The following is an 18,019-nucleotide window of genomic DNA, read 5'->3' as shown; positions in this document are numbered from 1 at the left end:
CCATTTCATGACTGACCCTGGACCGCCATCAAGGATCTGCCGATCGCGATCGAGTCCTCGTCGCTCGAGACGCTCCTGCCGAGCGGCCCGACCGGCATCGAGGACCTCTCGACGACGCAGCTGGTCCTGCGGGGCCGCGGCGAGGAGGGGATCGGCGAGCAGGTCGGGATGGTGAGGACCCAGGAGGGCCTGCGTGGGCTCGGGCTCTCGCTCACCGGGGAGTGGATGACGCTCGCGGACTTCCTCGCTCATCTCGACACGATCGGCATCGTCAACGTCAAGCCCTGCCGGGTCGGGCGCCTCGACGAGCTCAGCCGCCTCTACGCCCACTGCGAGTCCGCGGGCATCCAGATGTACAACGGCGGCATGGGCGAGCTCGGCGTCGGCCGCGGCCAGGCCCAGCTCCTCGCGGCGCTCTTCCACCCCGACGCGCCCAACGACATCGCGCCCTCCGAGTACAACCTCGAAGACCCGCCGGCGGGCCTGCCGGCGAGCCCGCTGGACCCGGCGGCAGGGCGGGGGTTCCGGCGGGGGTGATCGCGGGTCACTACGGAGCACGACCCGGACACCTCGAAGCTGCTGCGGGCGAGGGTGCTGTCGTTCCGGGCGCCGTAGGGGCGGAGCGCCGAAACGGAGCAGCGCGGGGCGGGCAGCGCCGCGACGCCGCACGTACGGAGATCTGCCGACGCGTGGCGTCGCTGATTCGCCCCACCCCCCGGACGACGGAGACGTGTGACGTTCTGGCGACGCGCAGCGTCGTCGGTACGACGCACGGTGGTGCCCGGCGGTCTCGCCCCGGGCGCTGCACCGTGGTGCGTGCGATGAGTCGCGCGCCGGCGGGCGGTCTTACCCGCATGTCCTCGATCACCGCACAGACGCACGCGACGCTCGACGGCGTCATCGACGCTCCGCCCGGTGACGCGCTCGTGCCGTTCATGAGCGACGCGGGTCGGCAGGGAGCGCTCGATCTCGCGCTGACGGCGGACGCGCTGCTGCTGCCGCGCAAGACCTGGCAGGGCCTGGCCCAGGTGTGGCGCGAGCAGACCGGCCCGATGGCCGAGCGGCTCAACGCGATGCCGAAGTACGTCGTGTCCGCGACGCTCAGCTCTGCCGACGAGTGGGACCACACGACGATCGTCGGCTACGAGGAGATCACCGGCCTACGCGCGCGTCAGCAGCTCCTGACCTACGGCTGCGGGCGCCTCGCACGGGATCTGCTGGTCGACGGGCTGCTCGACGTGCTCGTGCTGTCGGTCACGCCCGTCGTGGCGGGCGCGGGCCGGCGGCTGTTCGACGACCCCGGCGATCTCGTCCGACTGCGACTCACCGACAGCACGACCTTCGACACCGGGGCCGTGCGGCTGTTCCTCGAACCCGATCAAGCCTGACGAAGCCATGACCGACCCCATGCGCGACGACGCTCGTCCGACACACGGCGCTGCTCCTTGCACGCCTGGGTCGGTGACGTCGGCGCCGCTCCTGTTTCCCTCGTCCGACGCGGGTCTCGTTACGTTTCGTGCATTCCGGCTGCTTCGAGACGAACGTCGGTCGTGCAAGTGCGCTGAGCCCAGCCGTCCATCCGGTCGTCTGCCCTCGTTCGCAGCGGCGTTTCCCCTCGACCCTCTTTGAGGCCGCCCGTGTCCCACACCACCTGTCACATGTCGATCTCGCTCGACGGCTTCGTCGCCGGCCCGGACCAGAGCGTGGAGCATCCGCTCGGGCAGCGCGGGCATGAGCTCCACCGGTGGCACATGGGCGATCCACGCGCCACCGAGGCGAACGCGACGGCGGCCGCCTGGCTCGGACGTCCACGCGGGGCCTACGTCATGGGCCGCAACATGTTCGGACCGATCCGCGGCCCGTGGACGGAGGACTGGCGCGGCTGGTGGGGCGACGAGCCGCCGTACCACGCACCCGTCTTCGTCCTCACGCACCACGAGCGCGACGCGATCGAGATGGACGGAGGCACGACGTTCCACTTCGTGACGGAAGGTTTCGACGCGGCCTACGCGCAGGCACTCGCGGTCGCAGGCGAACGCGGCGTCGACATCGCGGGCGGGGCCTCGACCGTCCGGCAGGCGCTCGCCGCGGGCGTGGTCGACGAACTCACACTCGACGTCGCTCCCGTCCTCCTCGGCGCCGGCGAGCGGATCTTCGACGGCGTCACCGCACTCGGGATGGAGCCCGTCGAGGCACTCCACTCGCCGCTCGCGACGCACATCCGCTACCGCCGCGTCGCCGCGACCCCTGGCAATGCCGCCTGACGCCGTCCGGCGGCACCGGGGCGACTCGGAGGCACGCGTTCTCCATGGGACGCCTCGGTATCCGCCGAGCGTCGAAGACGACGCCGAGGCCACGCGGAGAGAGAAGGAGGGACCGTGCTCCCACGTGCACGCGATGGGTGGCCGAGGGAGCAAGGTCCACGCGCCCGTCTCCACGCGGAAGGCAACGCGGTACCGACGCTCGCGCAATGCAGAAGCTCAGGTGCGCGGCTCGTAACCAGACGGCGCTCCCGTTCGACCTACCTCCGGCGGTCGGCCGCTCGGCGACGCCACGGGTGGGGAACCGCACGCCCGCTGGCGATTTAGGCGGCGGTCTGGTTGCGCGCCGCGGCCACGAGCGCGTCGACCGCCGCGCGTGCGTGCATCGCGGGGTCGGGCCGGCCCTGGATCGCGGCGCAGACGGTCGCGCCTTCGGCGATGACCATCAGCGAGTCGGCGACATCCTCCGTGAGGCCGGCGGCCTCGCACCTGGTACCGAGCATTCGACGAAATGCCGCCTTGTGCTTGCGGACCTCCTGGGCGATGCGCGGCGAGCTGTGGGCGAACTCGCCCCACGAGTTGATCCACGAGCAGCCGGTGAAGTCCTCGTCGTTGAACCAGACCGATAGGAAGTCGAAGACGCCGAGCAGGCACGCCACGGGGTCGGACTCGTCGCCGAGGTAGGCGACCAGGCGGTCGTGCTGCGTGGCATCGCGACTTTGCAGGCATGCGATCGCGAGGTCCTCTTTGGCCGGAAACAGCTGATACAGCCGCCGCAATGACACGCCCGAAGCGTCGCGGACCTCCTCCATGCGCACCGCCGCGATGCCCCGGGAACAGAACATCGGCTCTGCCGCTCGGATGATCTGTTCGCGCGCCGCGTCGGAGTCCATGGTCAGGACTGTAGACGCCCGGACTTGAGAAGAGAATGATGATTCTCATATAGTTGAGAATGCCCATTCTCAGATGGCCCGGGAGGCCCCGACAATGCCCGCCTACGCCCTATGCAACCTGCGCGAGGTCCACGACCCCGCCAAGCTGGACGAGTACCTGTCCCAGATCGACGCCACGCTCGAGCCCTACGGCGGACGCTTCCTGACCCAGGGCGGCACCATCGATGTCTGGGAGGGTGAGTGGCAGGGCGGCCTGGCGATGCTGGAGTTCGCCGACCGCGAGACGGCCACCGCCTGGTATCGCTCCGACGCCTACTCCGCGATCCGGCCGCTGCGCACCGACAACAGCGACTGCGTCGCCATCGTCAGCGACGGCGTCGCCCCCGGCCACAAGGCCGCTGACGCCGTCGGCACGCACCTGACATGAAGGCCCATCACCTGCGCAACGCCACCTTCGTGCTGGAGGCCGCCGGTCGCCGAGTGCTCATCGACCCGATGCTCGGCGCCAAGGGCACCGTCTCACCCCCCTTCGCCGTCATCCGCCACAAAGCCAGGCGCAACCCGATCATCGACCTGCCCGCCAACGCCGACGACCACCTCGCCGAGCTGGACGCCGCGCTGGTCACCCACTGCCGCCGCGGCCACCATGACCACCTCGACAAGACCGCCCACGCCCTGCTGCGCGAGCGCAACCTGCCCGTCTACTGCCACCAGCTCGACGTCAAGTACCTGCACGAGCAGGGCCTGCGCACCGAACCCATGACCCCGCATCAGCCCCGGGAGTTCCTCGGCGGCACGATCACCGCCTACCACGCCGTCCACGGCTACGGCCTGATCGCCAAAGCCATGGGACCCGGCGTCGGCTACCTCATCGAGCTTCCGGGTGAGCCGACCATCTACGTCTCCGGCGACACTGTCCTCACCAACGAGGTCCGCCGCGTCCTCAACGACCGCAAGCCCGACATCGCCGTCATGGCCGCCGGCAGCGCCAGCATCGACTTCGGTCGCCCCATCCTCATGCCCATGGACGAACTGCTCGAGTTCAGCCGCCTCGCCCCCGGCCGCGTCATCGCCAACCACCTCGAAGCCGTCAACCACTGTCCCACCACCCGCACCGGCCTCGCCGCCGAGCTCACCAAAGCGGGCCTCCGCGACAAGGTCCTCATCCCCGACGACGGACAAACCCTCGACCTCTGAGCAAGAGCACGCAGGCCATTCACGGGCTCGCGCGGCGGGGAGATCCAACAACCACTGCGCGAGCTCGCGACAGCGCATCACCGTCGCCGGCTACCACGAGGCGGACGAGGCGGATGCATCGCAGCGCCGAGGTTCGCGGACTGCCGCTCCCGCGTGTGGGGAGATGCGGCTCAGTGACCGCGCCCCAACTCGTCGGCGCGCCGGTTCTCCTTGCGCGGCACCCACTCGACGCTCCAGGTATCGAACCGGTCCAGCAGCTGCTCGGCCTGAGCCCGCAACCGCTGGAGCTCCGCATGTCTCGTCTTCCACTCGCGGTTGACCTGCTTGACGACGAGCATCGAATCGCCCTTGACGACGACGTGATGCACGCCGTGCTCGAACGCCAGTCGGAGCCCGAGGATCAGCGCGTGCCACTCAGCGGTGTTGTGGGTCCCCTCATCGAATCGCTCTACGTCCTCGTGCACGGAGCCGTCGCTCAACTCGACGGTGCAGGCAGCCGTGACGGGACCGGGACTCTGCCCGCCCCCATCGAAGTGAATGGTCGCCTGTTCGGTCATCTCACCAATATCCTCACCCATGGTCCGGCGCGAACGGCGCGAGTCGTCGACGATGTTCAGAGACGAAGATGGAAGTCGCTCGGCCTCCACTTCTCCTTCCGCCTGAGCGCAGCACTCGTACGCAGACGTTTCCGTGGGAACGCTTGGCCATGCAACCGTCCACGGGTGGCGTCGCTCCTCCCTCCGAGCCGAAGGGGGCGCCGGCCGAGCGCCGCGCGAAGTTCTCGCTCAGCGGGAGCTTTCCGCGGAGCGTCGGCTCGCCTCCTTCGCCGGCCGCTCGCCACGCCGGCCGGCTCCCGCGGCGCCGGCCCCAGGGCGTCGTCGCGCGACCGGAGAAGCTCCCGCTGAGCGGGAAGTTCACCGGTGACATATCGAGGCCCAGTTCCCCTCCCGCGTGACCCCCGGACCGCGGACCTCCGCCTGCAGCGCGTGCGGACAAGCCCAGGGTGACTGGTGCGCGTCGCGCACTTATGCCCGTGGATCCCGATGCCGCGCCCTGCAGCGCGATGCTCAGCGGGGTTCCACCCGCACCGGGCGACGGGGGATTGCGGATGGAGGGAACGGCGCGTGCGGTCAGGATCAGGCGATGACGCGCGACGAGCTGCAGCGGCGCGCCGAGCACCACGCCGCCGAGGCCGAACGACTGCTCGGGAGCCGATGGGGATTCATCAACAACGACATCAAGGCGGGCGCGCACGCGACGCTCGCCGTGTACGACGCCGACGAGGCGGCCAGGTCGGCCGGCTGACGACGGGGGACGCGCTGCGCATGAGGCTGGAAGAGAGCGTCGAGATCGACAGGCCCCTCGATGCGGTCTTCACGTACGTCTCCGACGTGGAGAACTACCCGCACTGGATGGCTCACGTTCTGGACGTGCGCAAGGACGCCTCCGACTCGACGCGAGGGAGCGACGGGTTCATCGTCGCCATCACGTCCGTCGGTCGCCGCTTCGAGACGCCCTACGAGCGGACCGGGCACGCGGCCGGTCGGGGCTATACGGATCACGCCGTGGGCGGACCCATCCCGAACCAGCGCTGGCACTCCACCTTCGAGGAGGTGGCGGGCGGGACGCGCGTCACGCGGACCGTCGAGGTCCATTCCCGTGGCGTGCTCAAGCTGTTGGAGCCGCTTCAGAAGCGGGCCGCCGGGCGCCAGCTGAAGAAGGACCTGCAGACGCTGAAGCAGGTCTTGGAGGCGCGCTAGAAGCATCCGCACGCGCCCGTGGCCCGGCTCGCCCGAATAGCCTTGCGCACTGTGGATCTTCAGCGTCGCATCCTCTCCCGCCACGGGGAGCTCCTGCTCTTCGCGCTGACCCCGCCACGGGCGTCGACGACGCCGGAGCAGGCCCAGGAGATCGCCGACGTCACGCTGGAGCGCCTCGGCCCGCTCGGCATCGACGGTCTGATCCTCTACGACATCGACGACGAGTCCGACCGCAACCCCGGCGAACGGCCGTTCCCGTTCCTGCCGACGATGGACCCGGCCGACTATCTCGACCGACACCTCCAGGCCTGGCGCACCCCGGTCGTCGTCTATCGCGCGACCGCGAAGTACACCGAGCGAGAGCTTCGCGACTGGATGGGCGAGCAGGACACCGCGAAGCGAATGGCTGTCTTCGTCGGCGCTTCCTCGCAGGCCAAGCCCGTGGCGACGACCCTGCGCACGGCCCAGCAGCTCCGCACCGAGGTGAACCCGGACCTGCTCCTCGGCGGCGTCGCCATTCCTGAACGGCACACCCGCAACGGCGCCGAGCACCTTCGCCTGATCGCCAAGCAGGAGGCCGGGTGCTCGTACTTCGTCACCCAGATCGTCTACGACGTCAACGCCGCCAAGAACCTGGTGTCCGACTACGCCCATGAGTGTCGCGACCGCGGCGTCGACGTGGTCCCGATCGTGTTCACCCTGTCGGTGTGCGGCTCGATGAAGACCCTGGAGTTCCTGCGATGGCTCGGGATCGATGTGCCGCGCTGGATCGAGAACGACCTGCGCCATGCCGACGACACGCTCGACGCGTCCGTCGAGCATGCCGAGGCCACCGCGCTCGAGCTGATGTCCTTCTGCCGTCGCCTGGGCGTGCCGTTCGGCATCAGCATCGAATCGGTCTCGATCCGCAAGGTGGAGATCGAGGCGAGCGTGCGACTCGCGGGCCGGCTCGGCCCCGCGCTCTCGCGCTGACCTCGTCCCCACCGACGAGCCGACCACGAGTCGCTTCGACTCGCGTGACGTGGACGCGCGCCCGGCCAGACGTCTCGCTCCTCGTTCAGGCGCCCACGAGGACCCCCGCCTCGAGCCGCGCGTAGCTCGTCTCCATCCCGTCGGTCATGCCGGTGCCCAGGACGGTCGCGCGGACCTCCGCGTCCGGGTAGGTGACGACGATCGACAGGAGCGTCCCGTCCTCGACCGGGGTGAGCGTCATCTCGTTGACGAGGTCGGGGCCGTCCGTGCCGATCATCCGCTCGCTCGTGACGACGCGGAAGGGCGGGGTGGACTCGAGCAGCTCGCCCGTGAAGCCGAAGCGGTCCTCGCCGCCCTCGCGCTCCCACTCGTAGCGGTAGGAGTCGCCGACGGTCGTCGCCACGTCGCAGACCGGCATCGTCCAGCCGTCGGGGCCGAGGAGCCAGCGCCGCAGGAGCGCCGGGTCGTGATGGGCCTCCCACACCTGCTCGACGGTCCCGCGGATGACGCGGCTGATCCGCGCCCGGTCCTCGCCGAGGAGCTGCGCCTCGGTCGGGCGGTCCGCCGCGAACGACGAGAGGTCGGCGACGACGCCGTCGATCTGCCCCATCGCGGAGCGCATGCCCTCCTCCATCCCCATGCCGAGCAGCTGCTCGAGCTCGTCGGCCGAGTTGAAGTGGGTCGTCGTGACGACGCGCGAGCCCGCGGCCGTCTCCTCGAAGGAGTAGACGAGCCGCATCGTCGGCATGTCGGGGTTCGGCGTGCCGTCGGGCTGCGCGAACCCGTCGCGCACCTCGAACGACCGCGGCGGGTCGACCGAGACGAACTCCCAGTAGCCGGCCGAGGACTGGCCGTCGGGCCCGTTCATCACGTAGGCCGAGCGGCCGCCGGGGGCCATGTCGTGGCGGGTGAAGGTCGCAGGCCACTCGGCCGGACCCCAGAACCGCTCGATCTGCCGGGGGTCGGCGTAGGCGTCCCACAGGCGCCGGACCGGGACGGGGAAGTCGGCGACCACCGTCATGGTGAGGGCGACGGGGTCCTTCTCGACGGAGGTGATGGGCATGACGGACCTTTCGGTGGGTGGGGGTCAGTCCTCGGCGAGCAGCGCGTCGAGTCGCTCGACGCGGCCCCGCCAGATGCGCTCGTAGGAGTCGAGCAGGGTCTGCGCCCGCCGGATCGTCGCGGGGTCGGCGAGGACCAGGCGCTCGCGACCACGCGAGCGCTTCGTGACGAGTCCCGCCGCCTCGAGCACGGCGACGTGCTTCTGGACGGCCGCGAACGACATCGCGTAGGCCCCGGCGAGCGCCGACACCGATGCCTCGCCGGCGAGCGTGCGGCGGACGATGTCCCGGCGGGTGGCGTCGGCGAGGGCCCGGAAGATCCGGTCCGCCTCGTCGTCGTCGACGCCGCGATGGGCCTTACCTACAACCATTTGGTTGCATGTTACGCGGCGGGTGCGCCCGCGGTCAAGTGATGCGTGGCGCGACGCGGCTACCCGATCCTCTCGTCGATGCGGACGCGCACGGTGTCCCCCGCCGCCTTGCCGATCGCCCCCCGCAGGGCCGCCCTCACCGGGAGCCGGTGCGTGCCGTCGCCCTGCGCCATGAGCGCTCCGGTGAACGGCTCGCCGTCGATCGTGCCGCGGATCTTCACGAGGCCGCGGGTCCCGAAGAGCTCGGCGGCATCGTCCATCACGACGCACGTCCACGCCCCCGGCGCGTCGCCCTTCTGCAGACGGGCGTCGAACTGTCTCACCATGCGCCCTCAGACTCCTCGCCCGCGGGCGGACTCATCGGCGGCCCGAACCACTTCTCGAGCGCTTCGACGAGTCCGTCGCTCGCCCGGTCCCCGACGCCCACCCACCCCACGTACCCGTCGGGCCGCACGAGGACCGCCCCCGGCGCCTCGACCTCCCCGATGGCCGGCAGCTCCCACGGCCCGTCGCACGTGGCCCGGACGACGCGCACGCGATCGGCCCACCCGCCGACGTCCACGACGCCCGGCGCCCCGAGCCCCACCAGCACCGGCCGCGCCTCGTGCAGCAGCTCGTACATCCGGACCGGCGCGCCCTCGATCACCAGGTCGACGTCCGGCATCCGCCGCCCGAGCAGCGTATGGCCCTCGCCGAGGTCGTAGCGGATGTCGAGCCCGGACTGCATGGCGCCGAACCGCCGGCGCGGCTCGTCGCTGCTCATGAGGTCGACGACGGTCTCGCGCAGCGCGTCGGCGCGGTCGTCGCCGGGACGCATGAGCGCCACCTGGGCCATCGTCGTGCGCAGCACGCGGGCGCCGACCGGGTGGCGCTCGTCGTGGTAGGTGTCGAGCAGCGCGTCGGACGCGACCCCGCGGACGACGAGCCCAAGCTTCCACCCGAGGTTCACCGCGTCCTGCACCCCGGTGTTGAGGCCCTGCCCGCCGACCGGTGAGTGGACGTGGGCGGCGTCCCCGGCGACGAGCACGCGTCCCCGGCGGTAGTGCTCCGCCTGTCGCGTCGTGTCGGTGAAGCGCGAGATCCACGTCGGACGACAGATGCCGAAGTCGGTGCCGTACACCGCCTGGAGCCCGTCGCGCACGTCGCCGAGCGTCGGCTCGGCACTTGCGCCGTTCCCCGCCCCGACCTCCCGCTCGGTGATCATCACCCGCACCGGCCCCTCCTCGGCGAAGACGACCGCGCCGTCGCGGATCTCGTAGTCGACCCGGCCGATGGCGTGCGTGCCCACCTCGTCGCGGCGCATGCCGATCTCCGGCGTCCCGCTCATCTCCGCCTCGGCCAGGATGGCGCTCGTCGTCGCGTCCCACCCCGGGAACGCGATGCCCGCCGCCTTGCGGACCGTGCTGCGACCGCCGTCGCAGCCGACGACGTACTGCGCGCGCAGCGCCCCGCCGTCGGCGAGCGCGACGTCGACCCCGTCGTCGTCCCGGTGGACACCCGTCACCTCACGGCCGCGATGGACGAGGACGCCGAGACGGTCGACCCAGTCGGCGAGCAGCCGCTCGATGTGGTTCTGCCACAGCCCGAGCACATAGGGGTGCCGCGTCGGGAAGTCGCCGATGTCGATCGGCGCCGGCCCGAACTGCACCGCCTGCACGGGCTGCCCCTCGGCGAGGAACGGCCCGGCGATCCCCCGCTGGTCGAGCACCTCGATCGTCCGCGCGTGCAGGCCGCCCGCCCGCGACCCGGCGAGCTCGCGGCTCGCCCGCCGCTCGACGACCGCGACGTCCACCCCCGCGAGCGTCAGCTCGCCCGCGAGCATCATCCCCGTCGGACCGCCTCCGACGACCACCACCGCATGCTCCTCCACGCCCATCTCTGCGCCTCCTCGTCGTGTGCGGCGGAGCAGTATGGGGCACCCCCGGGGGCTTGTTTCAAGCCCCCGGGTGCGGTGTAATCTGGACATGGCGGGGCGCACGAGTGCGCCGCCCGCGCAGCTCCAGCTTCGCGCGCGGCCCGACGGGGTATCGCCGCACACATGACTCCGTCTCACGGCGACGACGCCGTCGACCGGTCCATCGACGTCGCGACGCCCGGCCGCCCGCCGGCCGACGACGTCGCGCACACCGTCCGCATCGCGGCGGCCGGCGACCTGCACTGCCACGAGGAGATGCGCGAGGACACGGCTCGGGCGCTCTGCGACCTCGACGGCCGCGCGGACATGCTCCTGCTCGCCGGCGACCTCACGACCCACGGCGAGCCCGAGCAGGCGCGCGTCCTCGCCGACGCCTGCCGCGACCGGCCGTTCCCGATCTACGCGGTCCTCGGCAACCACGACTGGCACACCGACCGCGTCGAGGAGACGACGGCCGTCCTCGCCGACGGCGGCATCACCATCCTCGAGAAGCAGCACGCCATCTGCCGCCTCGGCGAGACGGAGGTCGGCATCGTCGGGCTCAAGGGCTTCGTCGGCGGCTTCGACGGCCACCGCCTCCCGCACTTCGGCGAGCCGTCGCTGCGCGCGCTCTACGAGGAGACGACCGAGGACGTCGAGGCGCTCGACCGCTGCCTGCAGGCGATCTCGCACTGCCCGGTGCGGATCGCGCTGCTGCACTACGCGCCGATCGCCGCCACCCTCGAAGGCGAGCCGCCCGAGATCTGGAACATGCTCGGCACCGACCGGCTCGCGACCCCGCTCGTCGAGCACCAGCCGCAGCTCGTCCTCCACGGCCACGCGCACGCCGGGCGGTTCGCGGGCTCGCTCGGCGGCATCCCCGTCCACAACGTCTCGGTGCCGGTGATGCAGCGACACTTCTGGATCTTCGAGCTCGCCGGCGTCGACCGCGCGGTGCCCTCCCTGCACTGATGGGCGAGCAGGCGCAGACCCACGCGAGGCTCGCCGAGACGCTGCGGCGGGCGACCGCGGCGCTCCGCGACGGCGGCGTCGCCTTCATGCTCGGCGGCAGCCTCGCCTGCTGGGCGCGCGGCGGCCCGCGCTCGCAGAACGACATCGACCTCGTCGTCCCCGCCGACGAGGTCGACGAGGCGCTCACCGTCCTCGAGGGGATCGGGATGCGCACCGAGCGCCCGCCCGAGGAGTGGCTCGCGAAGGCCTACGACGACGACGTCATGATCGACCTCATCTTCGATCCGACGGGCCTCCCCGGAGTGTCACGCGAGGACATCGAGGCCGCCGAGCACCTCTCGGTCCTCGCGATCGGGATGCCGGTCATGTCGCTCGAGGACGTCCTCGCCGGCAAGCTCCTCGCCCTCAGCGAGCAGCGCCTGGACTACGCCCCGATCGTCGAGGTCGCCCGCGCCCTGCGCGAGCAGATCGACTGGCCCGCGCTCATCGCCCGGACGCGAGAGTCGCCGTACGCGCGGGCGTTCTTCCTGCTGCTGCGCGAGCTCGAGGTGCTGCCCGAGGACGTCGAGATCCTCAGCAGAACCTGAACGTCCGGACCACCGCGATGTCGTTGCGGTCCTTGCCGGGCGCCTCGACGTAGACCTCGATCTCGTCGTCGCGACGGCGGGGCACGCGCACGTGGAACGCCCGGGCGCGGGTGCGACGCCGGACGAGGTCCGGGCCGCGGTCATACCCGATGACCGCGTAGGCGGTGACGAGGGTGCTGCGCTTCGTGTCGCGACCGGCGACGCTGATCCGCAGGCGCACGGACCGGCGCGTGCAGCCCTTCGGCAGGTTGCGCACGAAGATCCGCGGTGGACGCGCGTCGCGGCGGCGCAGGACCTCGAGCGAGTCGGTCGTGAGCCAGCGCTCGGTCGGCGAGACGTGCAGGTACCGCAGAGGGAAGTCGCCGTCGGCGACCCCGAGGCTCGTGTCGCGCCCGGCGTCGCCGTCCTTGTCGCGCAGGCCGCCCGTGTCGGGGTCGCGGGCCCACGTGCGGATGAACGCGCCGTCGCGTGGCGCCTCGCTCACCGTCTCGTAGCGCGTCGAGTAGACCTGGAGGCCGTCGGCGGAGACGGCGATCGGCGCCCCGAGGGTCGGGCAGCGCCGCGCCGACGTGCACGGGAGCCGCGTCAGCTCACCGGTGTCCCGGTCGCGGCGGACGAGGAGGCCGTCCTCGTCCTCCTCGTCGACGAGGAGGCGGTTGCGCGCGCTCGTGAGGTAGAGGCCCCGCCCGTCGGCGGGCAGCGCCGCCTCGACGGGCACGCAGTCCTCGAAGTCGAGGTCGCCCGGGCCGTCCTCGGCGCGGCAGGCGCGCGGGACCGTGAGCGCCGGCGTCGCCTCGACCAGCCGCCCGTCGCCGGTGAAGCGCGCGTGGAGGACGACGAGCGTGCCGGTCATCGCGCTCGCGGCGTAGACGTCGCGGCCGTCGCGCGAGGCGACGAGGGCCTGCCCCGACCAGCCGGGCGTGAGGCCGGTGACGCAACCGGGGGACGGGAGGTCCGAGAGGCAGGCGCCGAGCGCCGACGAGGGCGCGAGCGACCCGTCGGCGAGGGCGCCGAGCGCGACGAGGCGTCCCCCCGCCATCGCGACCGCGCGCCCGGCGGTCGGCTGGACGAGCGTCGTCGCCGGCCCCGGCCCGCCGCAGCCGGCCGGTCCGGTCGGCAGGCAGCCGCCGCCCGGCAGCGGCGCGAGCGCCCCGCTGTCGGGATCCCGCGCGAGCGTGACGACGCCCTCGCCGACGACGTGGACGGCGCGGCCGTCCGGGGCCGCGACGAGGTGCGTGATGTTCCGCGGCATCGGCGGCAGCGCCTGGCAGCCCTCGGCCGCCGGCAGCGCGAGGCAGCCGCGCTCCCCGGAGAGGCGCGTCAGCCGCCCCGTCCTCGACGACTGCCGGGTGACGACGACGCGGACGCGGGCCGAGGTCTCGTCGCTCGCGCGGACCGCGATGACGTCGCGGCCGTCGGGCGAGTAGGCGACGGCGTCGGGGCGGCCCTCGCCGAGCCCCTTCGGCTCGTAGAAGTCGGTCCAGAACGTCGTCCCCAGCCACTCCGGCTGGCTCTCGGCGGACGCCGGCGCGGCGGCCGCGAGAGCCGCGAGCGCGGCGCCGGCGACGGCGGCGGCGAGAGACCTCCTGCACATGGCCGCACTCTGCACTCCGTAGGCCACCGAGGCAAGTCGCGCGAGACCGATCTGCGACGCCCGCTGCGTCCAGCGCGCGCTGGACGCCCCTGAAGATCCCGCGCCCGCGTCCGACGATCGGAACGATGAAGGCTGCAACCGCCATCGGCGTCGTCGTCGCGATCGTGTCGCTCGTGATCGGCGGCATCATGAAGGGGACCTCGCCGGCGCAGCTCATCAACCCGGCGGCCTTCGTGATCATCGTGCCGACCGTCGCGGGGTGCACGCTCGCCGCCGTCGGGATGGAGCGCTTCAAGCTCATCCCGACCCTCTACAAGACCGCGTTCTCTCCGCCCGACCTCGACCTCGCGGGTTCGGTCCGGCGGCTCACCGGCTTCGCGGAGCGCGCCCGCAAGGACGGCCTCCTCGCGCTCGAGGACGAGATCGAGACGATCGAGGACGAGTTCACCCGCAAGGGCATGCAGCTCGTCGTCGACGGCACCGACCCCGAGCTCCTCCAGGAGATCCTCGAGGCCGACACCGAGGCGATGCACGCCCGCCACAAGGCCAACGCGAACGTCTTCATGAAGGCGGGCGCCTTCGCGCCGACGATCGGCGTCATGGGCACGGTCGTCGGCCTCGTCTACGTCCTGGGCAACCTCTCGGCGCCGGAGACCCTCGGGCCCTCGATCGCGACCGCGTTCATCGCGACGCTCTACGGCATCGCGACCGCGAACCTCATCTTCCTGCCGGTCGGGTCGCGGCTCACGGCCCTCAGCGGCGAGGAGGTCCACGCCCGCCAGCTCGTCCTCGAGGGGATCATGGCGATCCAGGCCGGCGACAACCCCAGGATCGTGCAGGAGAAGCTCCTCAGCTTCGTCGCGCCCGCCGAGCGCGCCGCGGTCATGGAGGAGGACAAGCGCCCGTCGCTCACCGCCGTCGACGGCGGCGCCGCGGCCGAGGCGGCCTAGGAGCCGCCCGCCATGGCCCGCTCGCGCCGCCGCAAGGGCGGTCACGACGACCACCAGGAGCACTTCGACGAGTCGTGGCTCGTCACCTACGCCGACATGATGACGCTGCTCGTGGCGCTCTTCATGGTGCTGTTCTCGATCAGCTCGGTGAACGTGAGCAAGTTCGAGGGCCTGCAGCGCTCGCTGTCCGAGGCGTTCAGCGGCAAGGTCTTCCCCGGCGGGGAGGGCATCCGGCAGGAGGGCGGCGGACCGCCCGACGTCGACGAGGCGATCGCGCCGCCGCTCGAGCCGTCCCAGGCGGCCGGCGACGCGGCGAGCGGCAAGGAACGCGCCGCGCAGGGCCGCAAGGAGCAGAAGGACTTCGAGAAGCTCAAGGAGGCGATCGACGCGGCCGTCTCCGAGCAGGGCCTCGGCGGCAAGGTCCGCACCGAGATCTCCGACGACGGTCTCGAGGTGCGCATCCTCACGGACGACCTCCTCTTCGACTCGGGCAGCGCGACGGTGAAGCCGAAGGGCGCCGAGCTCGTCGAGACGATCGGCGGCGTCCTCAAGGTCCAGCGCGACCACGCCGTCCTCGTCGAGGGCCACACCGACGACATCCCTATCTCGACGGTGCAGTTCCCGACGAACTGGGAGCTGAGCACCGCCCGCGCCACGGGCGTCGTCCGCGTCCTCGTCCGCGGCGGCATGGCCGCGAAGCGGCTGACCGCGCAGGGACGCGCCGCCGTGGACCCCGTCGCCTCGAACGACAGCGCGGGCGGCAGGACGCTCAACCGGCGCGTCGAGATCCTCGTGCCCCGGCGCTTCCCGCCGAACGGTGAAGCGGCGCGCTCGGGAACTGAATCTGGCGGCGCGGATGCCGATGAGACGGTTGAGACCGACGACGGCGAGATCCCGTCGATCCATCCCGAGGAACCCTCGATCCGACCCGACGCCACGGAGGCACCGGTGCCGTGAAGAACCAGCTGAAGTTCATCGTCCCCCTTCTCCTCGTCCTCGTCGGCGGGGGCTACAAGTTCGCGCTCGCGAAGCCTGCCGAGGACGGGCCGCCGCCGAAGATCGAGGGCGAGGTCTACGTGCTCCCGAAGGAGTTCCTCGTCAACCTCGACAGCGGTCAGTACGCGCGACTCGGCGTGGCGCTCGTCTTCGAGCACGGGTTCCACGCGGCGCCGGAGGCAGGCGGCCACAGCGCTCCGCCGAAGCCCCCCGAGGGCTTCGGGCTCCTTCCCCAGGAGCCGGTGGTCCGCGCGATCGTCACCGACGAGCTCACCGGGGCGAAGGCGAAGGACCTCACCTCCTCGAAGGGTCGCGAGAAGATGAAGGAGCACATCCTCGAGCGTCTTCACAAGGAGTCCGACGTCGAGGTCGAGGACGTCCTGTTCACGGACATCGCGGTGCAGTGAGGAGCAGAAGATGAGCGACGACGTCCAGTTCGAGCCCCTCGACGGCACCCCCGTCCCCCCCGAGCCGGTCCCCGCGGCCGCGATCCCGGGCGACCTCGAGCGACTCACCGACGTCCTCGTCGAGCTCACCGTCGAGGTGGGCCGGACGCGGATGACGCTCGGCGAGGCGCTGAGCCTCGGTCCCGGGTCCGTCGTCACCGTCGACCGGCTCGCCGACAAGCCGGTCGACCTCCTCTGCAACGGCCGGCCGGTCGCACGCGGCGAGGTCGTCGTCATCGACGAGGAGTTCGGCCTGCGGATCACCGAGGTCATCGGCGCCGAGCGCTCGACCGAGGCCGAGCATCCCGCATCGCCCGACGGGCCGCCCGCGGTCGAGCCGGGCCCGGACGCGCCTGGGGAGCTCCCCGAGGCGGCCTGACGCCGCGGCGGCTGCGGGTTTCCGCGGAGGCGGGGCGGGACTCCACCGTCCGAGGTCTGCGGCGCCGGGCGGGTCCCCGTACCGGCCCGCGGCGCGACGCTGCGGGCGTGCGACTGCTGACGCGACCCGACGGCCCCGCCGCGACCTCCCCGGACGGGCAGGCCGCCGCCTCCCGCGCCCCGGTGGCCGCCGACCCGCGGTGGCCGCTCGACCGCCGCACGGCACCCGCCGTCGTCGTCCTCGCCGCGTGGGCGTGGGGGATCACCGCCGGCCTGTGGACCCCGCGCGGGCCGCTCTCGGCCTTCGAGGCGATCACCGCGATGGGCGTGGGCCTCGCGCTCGGGGGTCTCGCCGGCGTGCTCCTGCGCTCGCGCTGGGCGATGCTCGTCGCCCCTGTCGCGTTCATCGTCGCCTTCGAGCTCGCGCGGTCCGGGGCGGACGGCCCCACGGTCGACGGGATCCACCTGAGCACCTACGGACTCGTCGCGCTCGGGTCCGGTCGCGGCGTCCATGGTCTCGTCGCCCTCGTCCCGATGGCGCTCGGCGCCGTGCTCGGGGCGGCGTGGGTGCGCCGAGCCGGCGCCGCGACGCTCGCGGAAGTCCGCGGGCGCGCCCGCGCGGCGCTGATCGCGCGCCGGACCGCGACGGCCCTCGTCGCCGTCGGGCTCGTCTTCCTCGCCAACGCGATCGCCCGGCCGGCGAGCACCGACCCCATCCTCGGCCCCGACGGCGAGCCGCTGCCGGGCAGCGTCGCCGAGCTCACCGAGGTCGAGGTCGACGGGCGCGATCTCGCGCTCATGATCCGCGGGCGGAGCGTCGAGAACCCGGTCCTGCTCTTCCTCGCCGGCGGCCCGGGCGGCAGCGAGCTCGGGGCGATGCGCCGGCACCTCGAGGCGCTCGAGGAGGACTTCGTCGTCGTCACCTGGGATCAACGCGGAACCGGCAAGTCCTACGGCGAGCTCGACGCGGCCGAGACGCTCAGCCTCGACGGAGCCGTCCGTGACACGGTCGCCGTCGCCGACCACCTCCGGGGGCGGTTCGGCGATGATCGCATCCACCTCGTGGGCCAGTCCTACGGGTCGCTCGTCGGGGTGCTCGCCGCCCGGGACGCGCCCGACCGCTTCGAGGCGTTCATCGGCACGGGGCAGATGGTGAGCCCGACCGCGACCGACAGGCTCTTCTACGCGGACACGCTGGACTGGGCGCGTCGCACCGGTGAGGACGGCATCGTCGACGAGCTCACCGAGCTCGGTCCGCCCCCGTACGAGCGGATCCTCGACTACGAGCCCGCCCTCGCCCACGAGCACGACGTGTACCCGTACGACCGCACCGGCGCCTCCGAGGGAGAGGGCGGGTTCTCCGAGAACCTCTTCGTGGAGGAGTACACGCTCCTCGAGTCGCTCCACGCGATGGGCGCCTTCCTCGACGTCTTCGCCGCCCTCTACCCCGACCTGCGCGAGGTGGACCTGCGCGACGACGCGCCGTCGCTCGCGATCCCCGTCTACCTCGTGCAGGGTCGCCACGAGGCCCGCGGCCGGGCCGTGCCGGCGGACGACTGGTACGGGAGCCTCGACGCGCCGGTGAAGCAGCGCGTCGTCCTCGACGGCGCGGGGCACCGGCCGCTGTGGGAGCGCCCCGGCGCCTTCGTCGCGGCGATGCGCGAGGTCGTGCTCGGGCGCTGAGGGC

The 18,019-nt window shown here is 72.2% G+C and carries 22 protein-coding genes; 15 read left to right on the top strand and 7 right to left on the bottom strand.

Annotated elements, in window-relative coordinates; translation table 11 throughout:
* Positions 1 to 27 precede the first annotated feature (27 nt).
* From ACME2J_RS06480 to ACME2J_RS06470, 3 genes are all read left to right on the top strand, one after another.
* Positions 28 to 537 (top strand): hypothetical protein, encoded by a 510-nt coding sequence (locus ACME2J_RS06480; protein WP_495544093.1) that lies wholly within the window; start codon positions 28 to 30, stop codon positions 535 to 537.
* Between the two features lie 152 nt (positions 538 to 689).
* Positions 690 to 1,388, top strand: coding sequence for a dihydrofolate reductase family protein (locus ACME2J_RS06475; protein ID WP_495544066.1), 699 nt, complete (start codon positions 690 to 692; stop codon positions 1,386 to 1,388).
* Positions 1,389 to 1,637: 249 nt separating this feature from the next.
* Complete coding sequence (locus ACME2J_RS06470) at positions 1,638 to 2,264, top strand: dihydrofolate reductase family protein (RefSeq protein ID WP_495544065.1); 627 nt, start codon at positions 1,638 to 1,640, stop codon at positions 2,262 to 2,264.
* A 320-nt stretch (positions 2,265 to 2,584) separates the two neighbouring features.
* Here ACME2J_RS06470 and ACME2J_RS06465 read toward each other — a convergent pair whose 3' ends face one another.
* Positions 2,585 to 3,154 (bottom strand): TetR/AcrR family transcriptional regulator, encoded by a 570-nt coding sequence (locus ACME2J_RS06465; RefSeq protein ID WP_495544064.1) that lies wholly within the window; start codon positions 3,152 to 3,154, stop codon positions 2,585 to 2,587.
* 94 nt (positions 3,155 to 3,248) lie between these two features.
* Between ACME2J_RS06465 and ACME2J_RS06460 the strand changes: the two genes are divergently transcribed.
* Together ACME2J_RS06460 and ACME2J_RS06455 are read left to right on the top strand one after the other, a co-directional pair.
* Positions 3,249 to 3,581 carry a DUF1330 domain-containing protein gene (locus ACME2J_RS06460; RefSeq protein WP_495544063.1) on the top strand — a complete coding sequence of 111 codons (333 nt, stop codon included), beginning with the start codon at positions 3,249 to 3,251 and terminating at the stop codon, positions 3,579 to 3,581.
* Positions 3,578 to 4,351 (top strand): MBL fold metallo-hydrolase, encoded by a 774-nt coding sequence (locus ACME2J_RS06455; RefSeq protein WP_495544062.1) that lies wholly within the window; start codon positions 3,578 to 3,580, stop codon positions 4,349 to 4,351. Before ACME2J_RS06460 ends, ACME2J_RS06455 begins: the two co-directional genes overlap by 4 nt.
* Positions 4,352 to 4,521: 170 nt before the next feature.
* Here the strand turns inward: ACME2J_RS06455 and ACME2J_RS06450 are convergent, their stop codons facing one another.
* On the bottom strand, positions 4,522 to 4,908 hold the full coding sequence (locus tag ACME2J_RS06450; protein ID WP_495544061.1) for a ribonuclease HI family protein: 387 nt from the start codon (positions 4,906 to 4,908) through the stop codon (positions 4,522 to 4,524).
* A gap of 586 nt (positions 4,909 to 5,494) precedes the next feature.
* Here ACME2J_RS06450 and ACME2J_RS06445 point away from each other — a divergent pair.
* The 3 genes from ACME2J_RS06445 to ACME2J_RS06435 are packed head-to-tail and all read left to right on the top strand — an operon-like array spanning position 5,495 to position 7,083.
* The gene (locus ACME2J_RS06445) at positions 5,495 to 5,656 is read left to right on the top strand and encodes a hypothetical protein (RefSeq protein WP_495544060.1); all 162 of its coding nucleotides are present in this window, start codon (positions 5,495 to 5,497) and stop codon (positions 5,654 to 5,656) included.
* A 20-nt stretch (positions 5,657 to 5,676) separates the two neighbouring features.
* Positions 5,677 to 6,111 carry an SRPBCC family protein gene (locus ACME2J_RS06440; RefSeq protein WP_495544059.1) on the top strand — a complete coding sequence of 145 codons (435 nt, stop codon included), beginning with the start codon at positions 5,677 to 5,679 and terminating at the stop codon, positions 6,109 to 6,111.
* Positions 6,112 to 6,162: 51 nt separating this feature from the next.
* Complete coding sequence (locus ACME2J_RS06435) at positions 6,163 to 7,083, top strand: methylenetetrahydrofolate reductase (protein WP_495544092.1); 921 nt, start codon at positions 6,163 to 6,165, stop codon at positions 7,081 to 7,083.
* Positions 7,084 to 7,168: 85 nt separating this feature from the next.
* On the opposite strand, the gene ACME2J_RS06430 is transcribed toward ACME2J_RS06435, so the two are convergent.
* From ACME2J_RS06430 to ACME2J_RS06415, 4 genes are read right to left on the bottom strand one after another with little or no spacing between them, the layout of a single operon-like run.
* Complete coding sequence (locus ACME2J_RS06430) at positions 7,169 to 8,146, bottom strand: SRPBCC family protein (RefSeq protein ID WP_495544058.1); 978 nt, start codon at positions 8,144 to 8,146, stop codon at positions 7,169 to 7,171.
* A 24-nt stretch (positions 8,147 to 8,170) separates the two neighbouring features.
* A complete protein-coding gene (locus ACME2J_RS06425; RefSeq protein WP_495544057.1) occupies positions 8,171 to 8,515 on the bottom strand; it encodes an ArsR/SmtB family transcription factor in 345 nt (114 codons plus the stop codon).
* A 59-nt stretch (positions 8,516 to 8,574) separates the two neighbouring features.
* Positions 8,575 to 8,841: a DUF1905 domain-containing protein gene (locus tag ACME2J_RS06420; RefSeq protein ID WP_495544056.1), complete on the bottom strand. Its 267-nt coding sequence runs from the start codon at positions 8,839 to 8,841 to the stop codon at positions 8,575 to 8,577.
* Positions 8,835 to 10,385: an FAD-dependent monooxygenase gene (locus tag ACME2J_RS06415; protein ID WP_495544091.1), complete on the bottom strand. Its 1,551-nt coding sequence runs from the start codon at positions 10,383 to 10,385 to the stop codon at positions 8,835 to 8,837. The genes ACME2J_RS06420 and ACME2J_RS06415 overlap by 7 nt, the downstream gene beginning before the upstream one ends.
* Before the next feature lie 168 nt (positions 10,386 to 10,553).
* Here ACME2J_RS06415 and ACME2J_RS06410 point away from each other — a divergent pair, with 168 nt between their 5' ends.
* On the top strand, positions 10,554 to 11,381 hold the full coding sequence (locus ACME2J_RS06410) for a metallophosphoesterase family protein (protein WP_495544055.1): 828 nt from the start codon (positions 10,554 to 10,556) through the stop codon (positions 11,379 to 11,381).
* The gene (locus tag ACME2J_RS06405) at positions 11,381 to 11,968 is read left to right on the top strand and encodes a nucleotidyltransferase family protein (protein WP_495544054.1); all 588 of its coding nucleotides are present in this window, start codon (positions 11,381 to 11,383) and stop codon (positions 11,966 to 11,968) included. Before ACME2J_RS06410 ends, ACME2J_RS06405 begins: the two co-directional genes overlap by 1 nt.
* On the opposite strand, the gene ACME2J_RS06400 is transcribed toward ACME2J_RS06405, so the two are convergent.
* The gene (locus tag ACME2J_RS06400) at positions 11,955 to 13,562 is read right to left on the bottom strand and encodes a lactonase family protein (protein ID WP_495544053.1); all 1,608 of its coding nucleotides are present in this window, start codon (positions 13,560 to 13,562) and stop codon (positions 11,955 to 11,957) included. The two genes, ACME2J_RS06405 and ACME2J_RS06400, sit on opposite strands and share 14 nt — an antisense overlap.
* A gap of 125 nt (positions 13,563 to 13,687) precedes the next feature.
* On the opposite strand from ACME2J_RS06400, the gene ACME2J_RS06395 reads away from it, so the two are divergent.
* From ACME2J_RS06395 to ACME2J_RS06375, 5 genes are all read left to right on the top strand, one after another.
* Complete coding sequence (locus ACME2J_RS06395; RefSeq protein ID WP_495544052.1) at positions 13,688 to 14,512, top strand: flagellar motor protein; 825 nt, start codon at positions 13,688 to 13,690, stop codon at positions 14,510 to 14,512.
* A 12-nt stretch (positions 14,513 to 14,524) separates the two neighbouring features.
* Entirely contained in the window at positions 14,525 to 15,469 is a 945-nt protein-coding gene (locus tag ACME2J_RS06390) for a flagellar motor protein MotB (protein ID WP_495544051.1), read from the top strand.
* On the top strand, positions 15,466 to 15,915 hold the full coding sequence (locus ACME2J_RS06385) for a flagellar basal body-associated FliL family protein (protein WP_495544050.1): 450 nt from the start codon (positions 15,466 to 15,468) through the stop codon (positions 15,913 to 15,915). The genes ACME2J_RS06390 and ACME2J_RS06385 overlap by 4 nt, the downstream gene beginning before the upstream one ends.
* 10 nt (positions 15,916 to 15,925) lie before the next feature.
* The gene (gene fliN, locus ACME2J_RS06380; protein WP_495544049.1) at positions 15,926 to 16,333 is read left to right on the top strand and encodes a flagellar motor switch protein FliN; all 408 of its coding nucleotides are present in this window, start codon (positions 15,926 to 15,928) and stop codon (positions 16,331 to 16,333) included.
* A gap of 107 nt (positions 16,334 to 16,440) precedes the next feature.
* Entirely contained in the window at positions 16,441 to 18,015 is a 1,575-nt protein-coding gene (locus tag ACME2J_RS06375) for an alpha/beta fold hydrolase (protein WP_495544048.1), read from the top strand.
* Positions 18,016 to 18,019 lie beyond the last annotated feature (4 nt).

It is taken from the genome of Paraconexibacter sp. (genome assembly GCF_059438195.1).
Note: the sequence above shows the minus strand (reverse complement) of the source record. Positions and strands in the feature narration are given on the sequence as shown.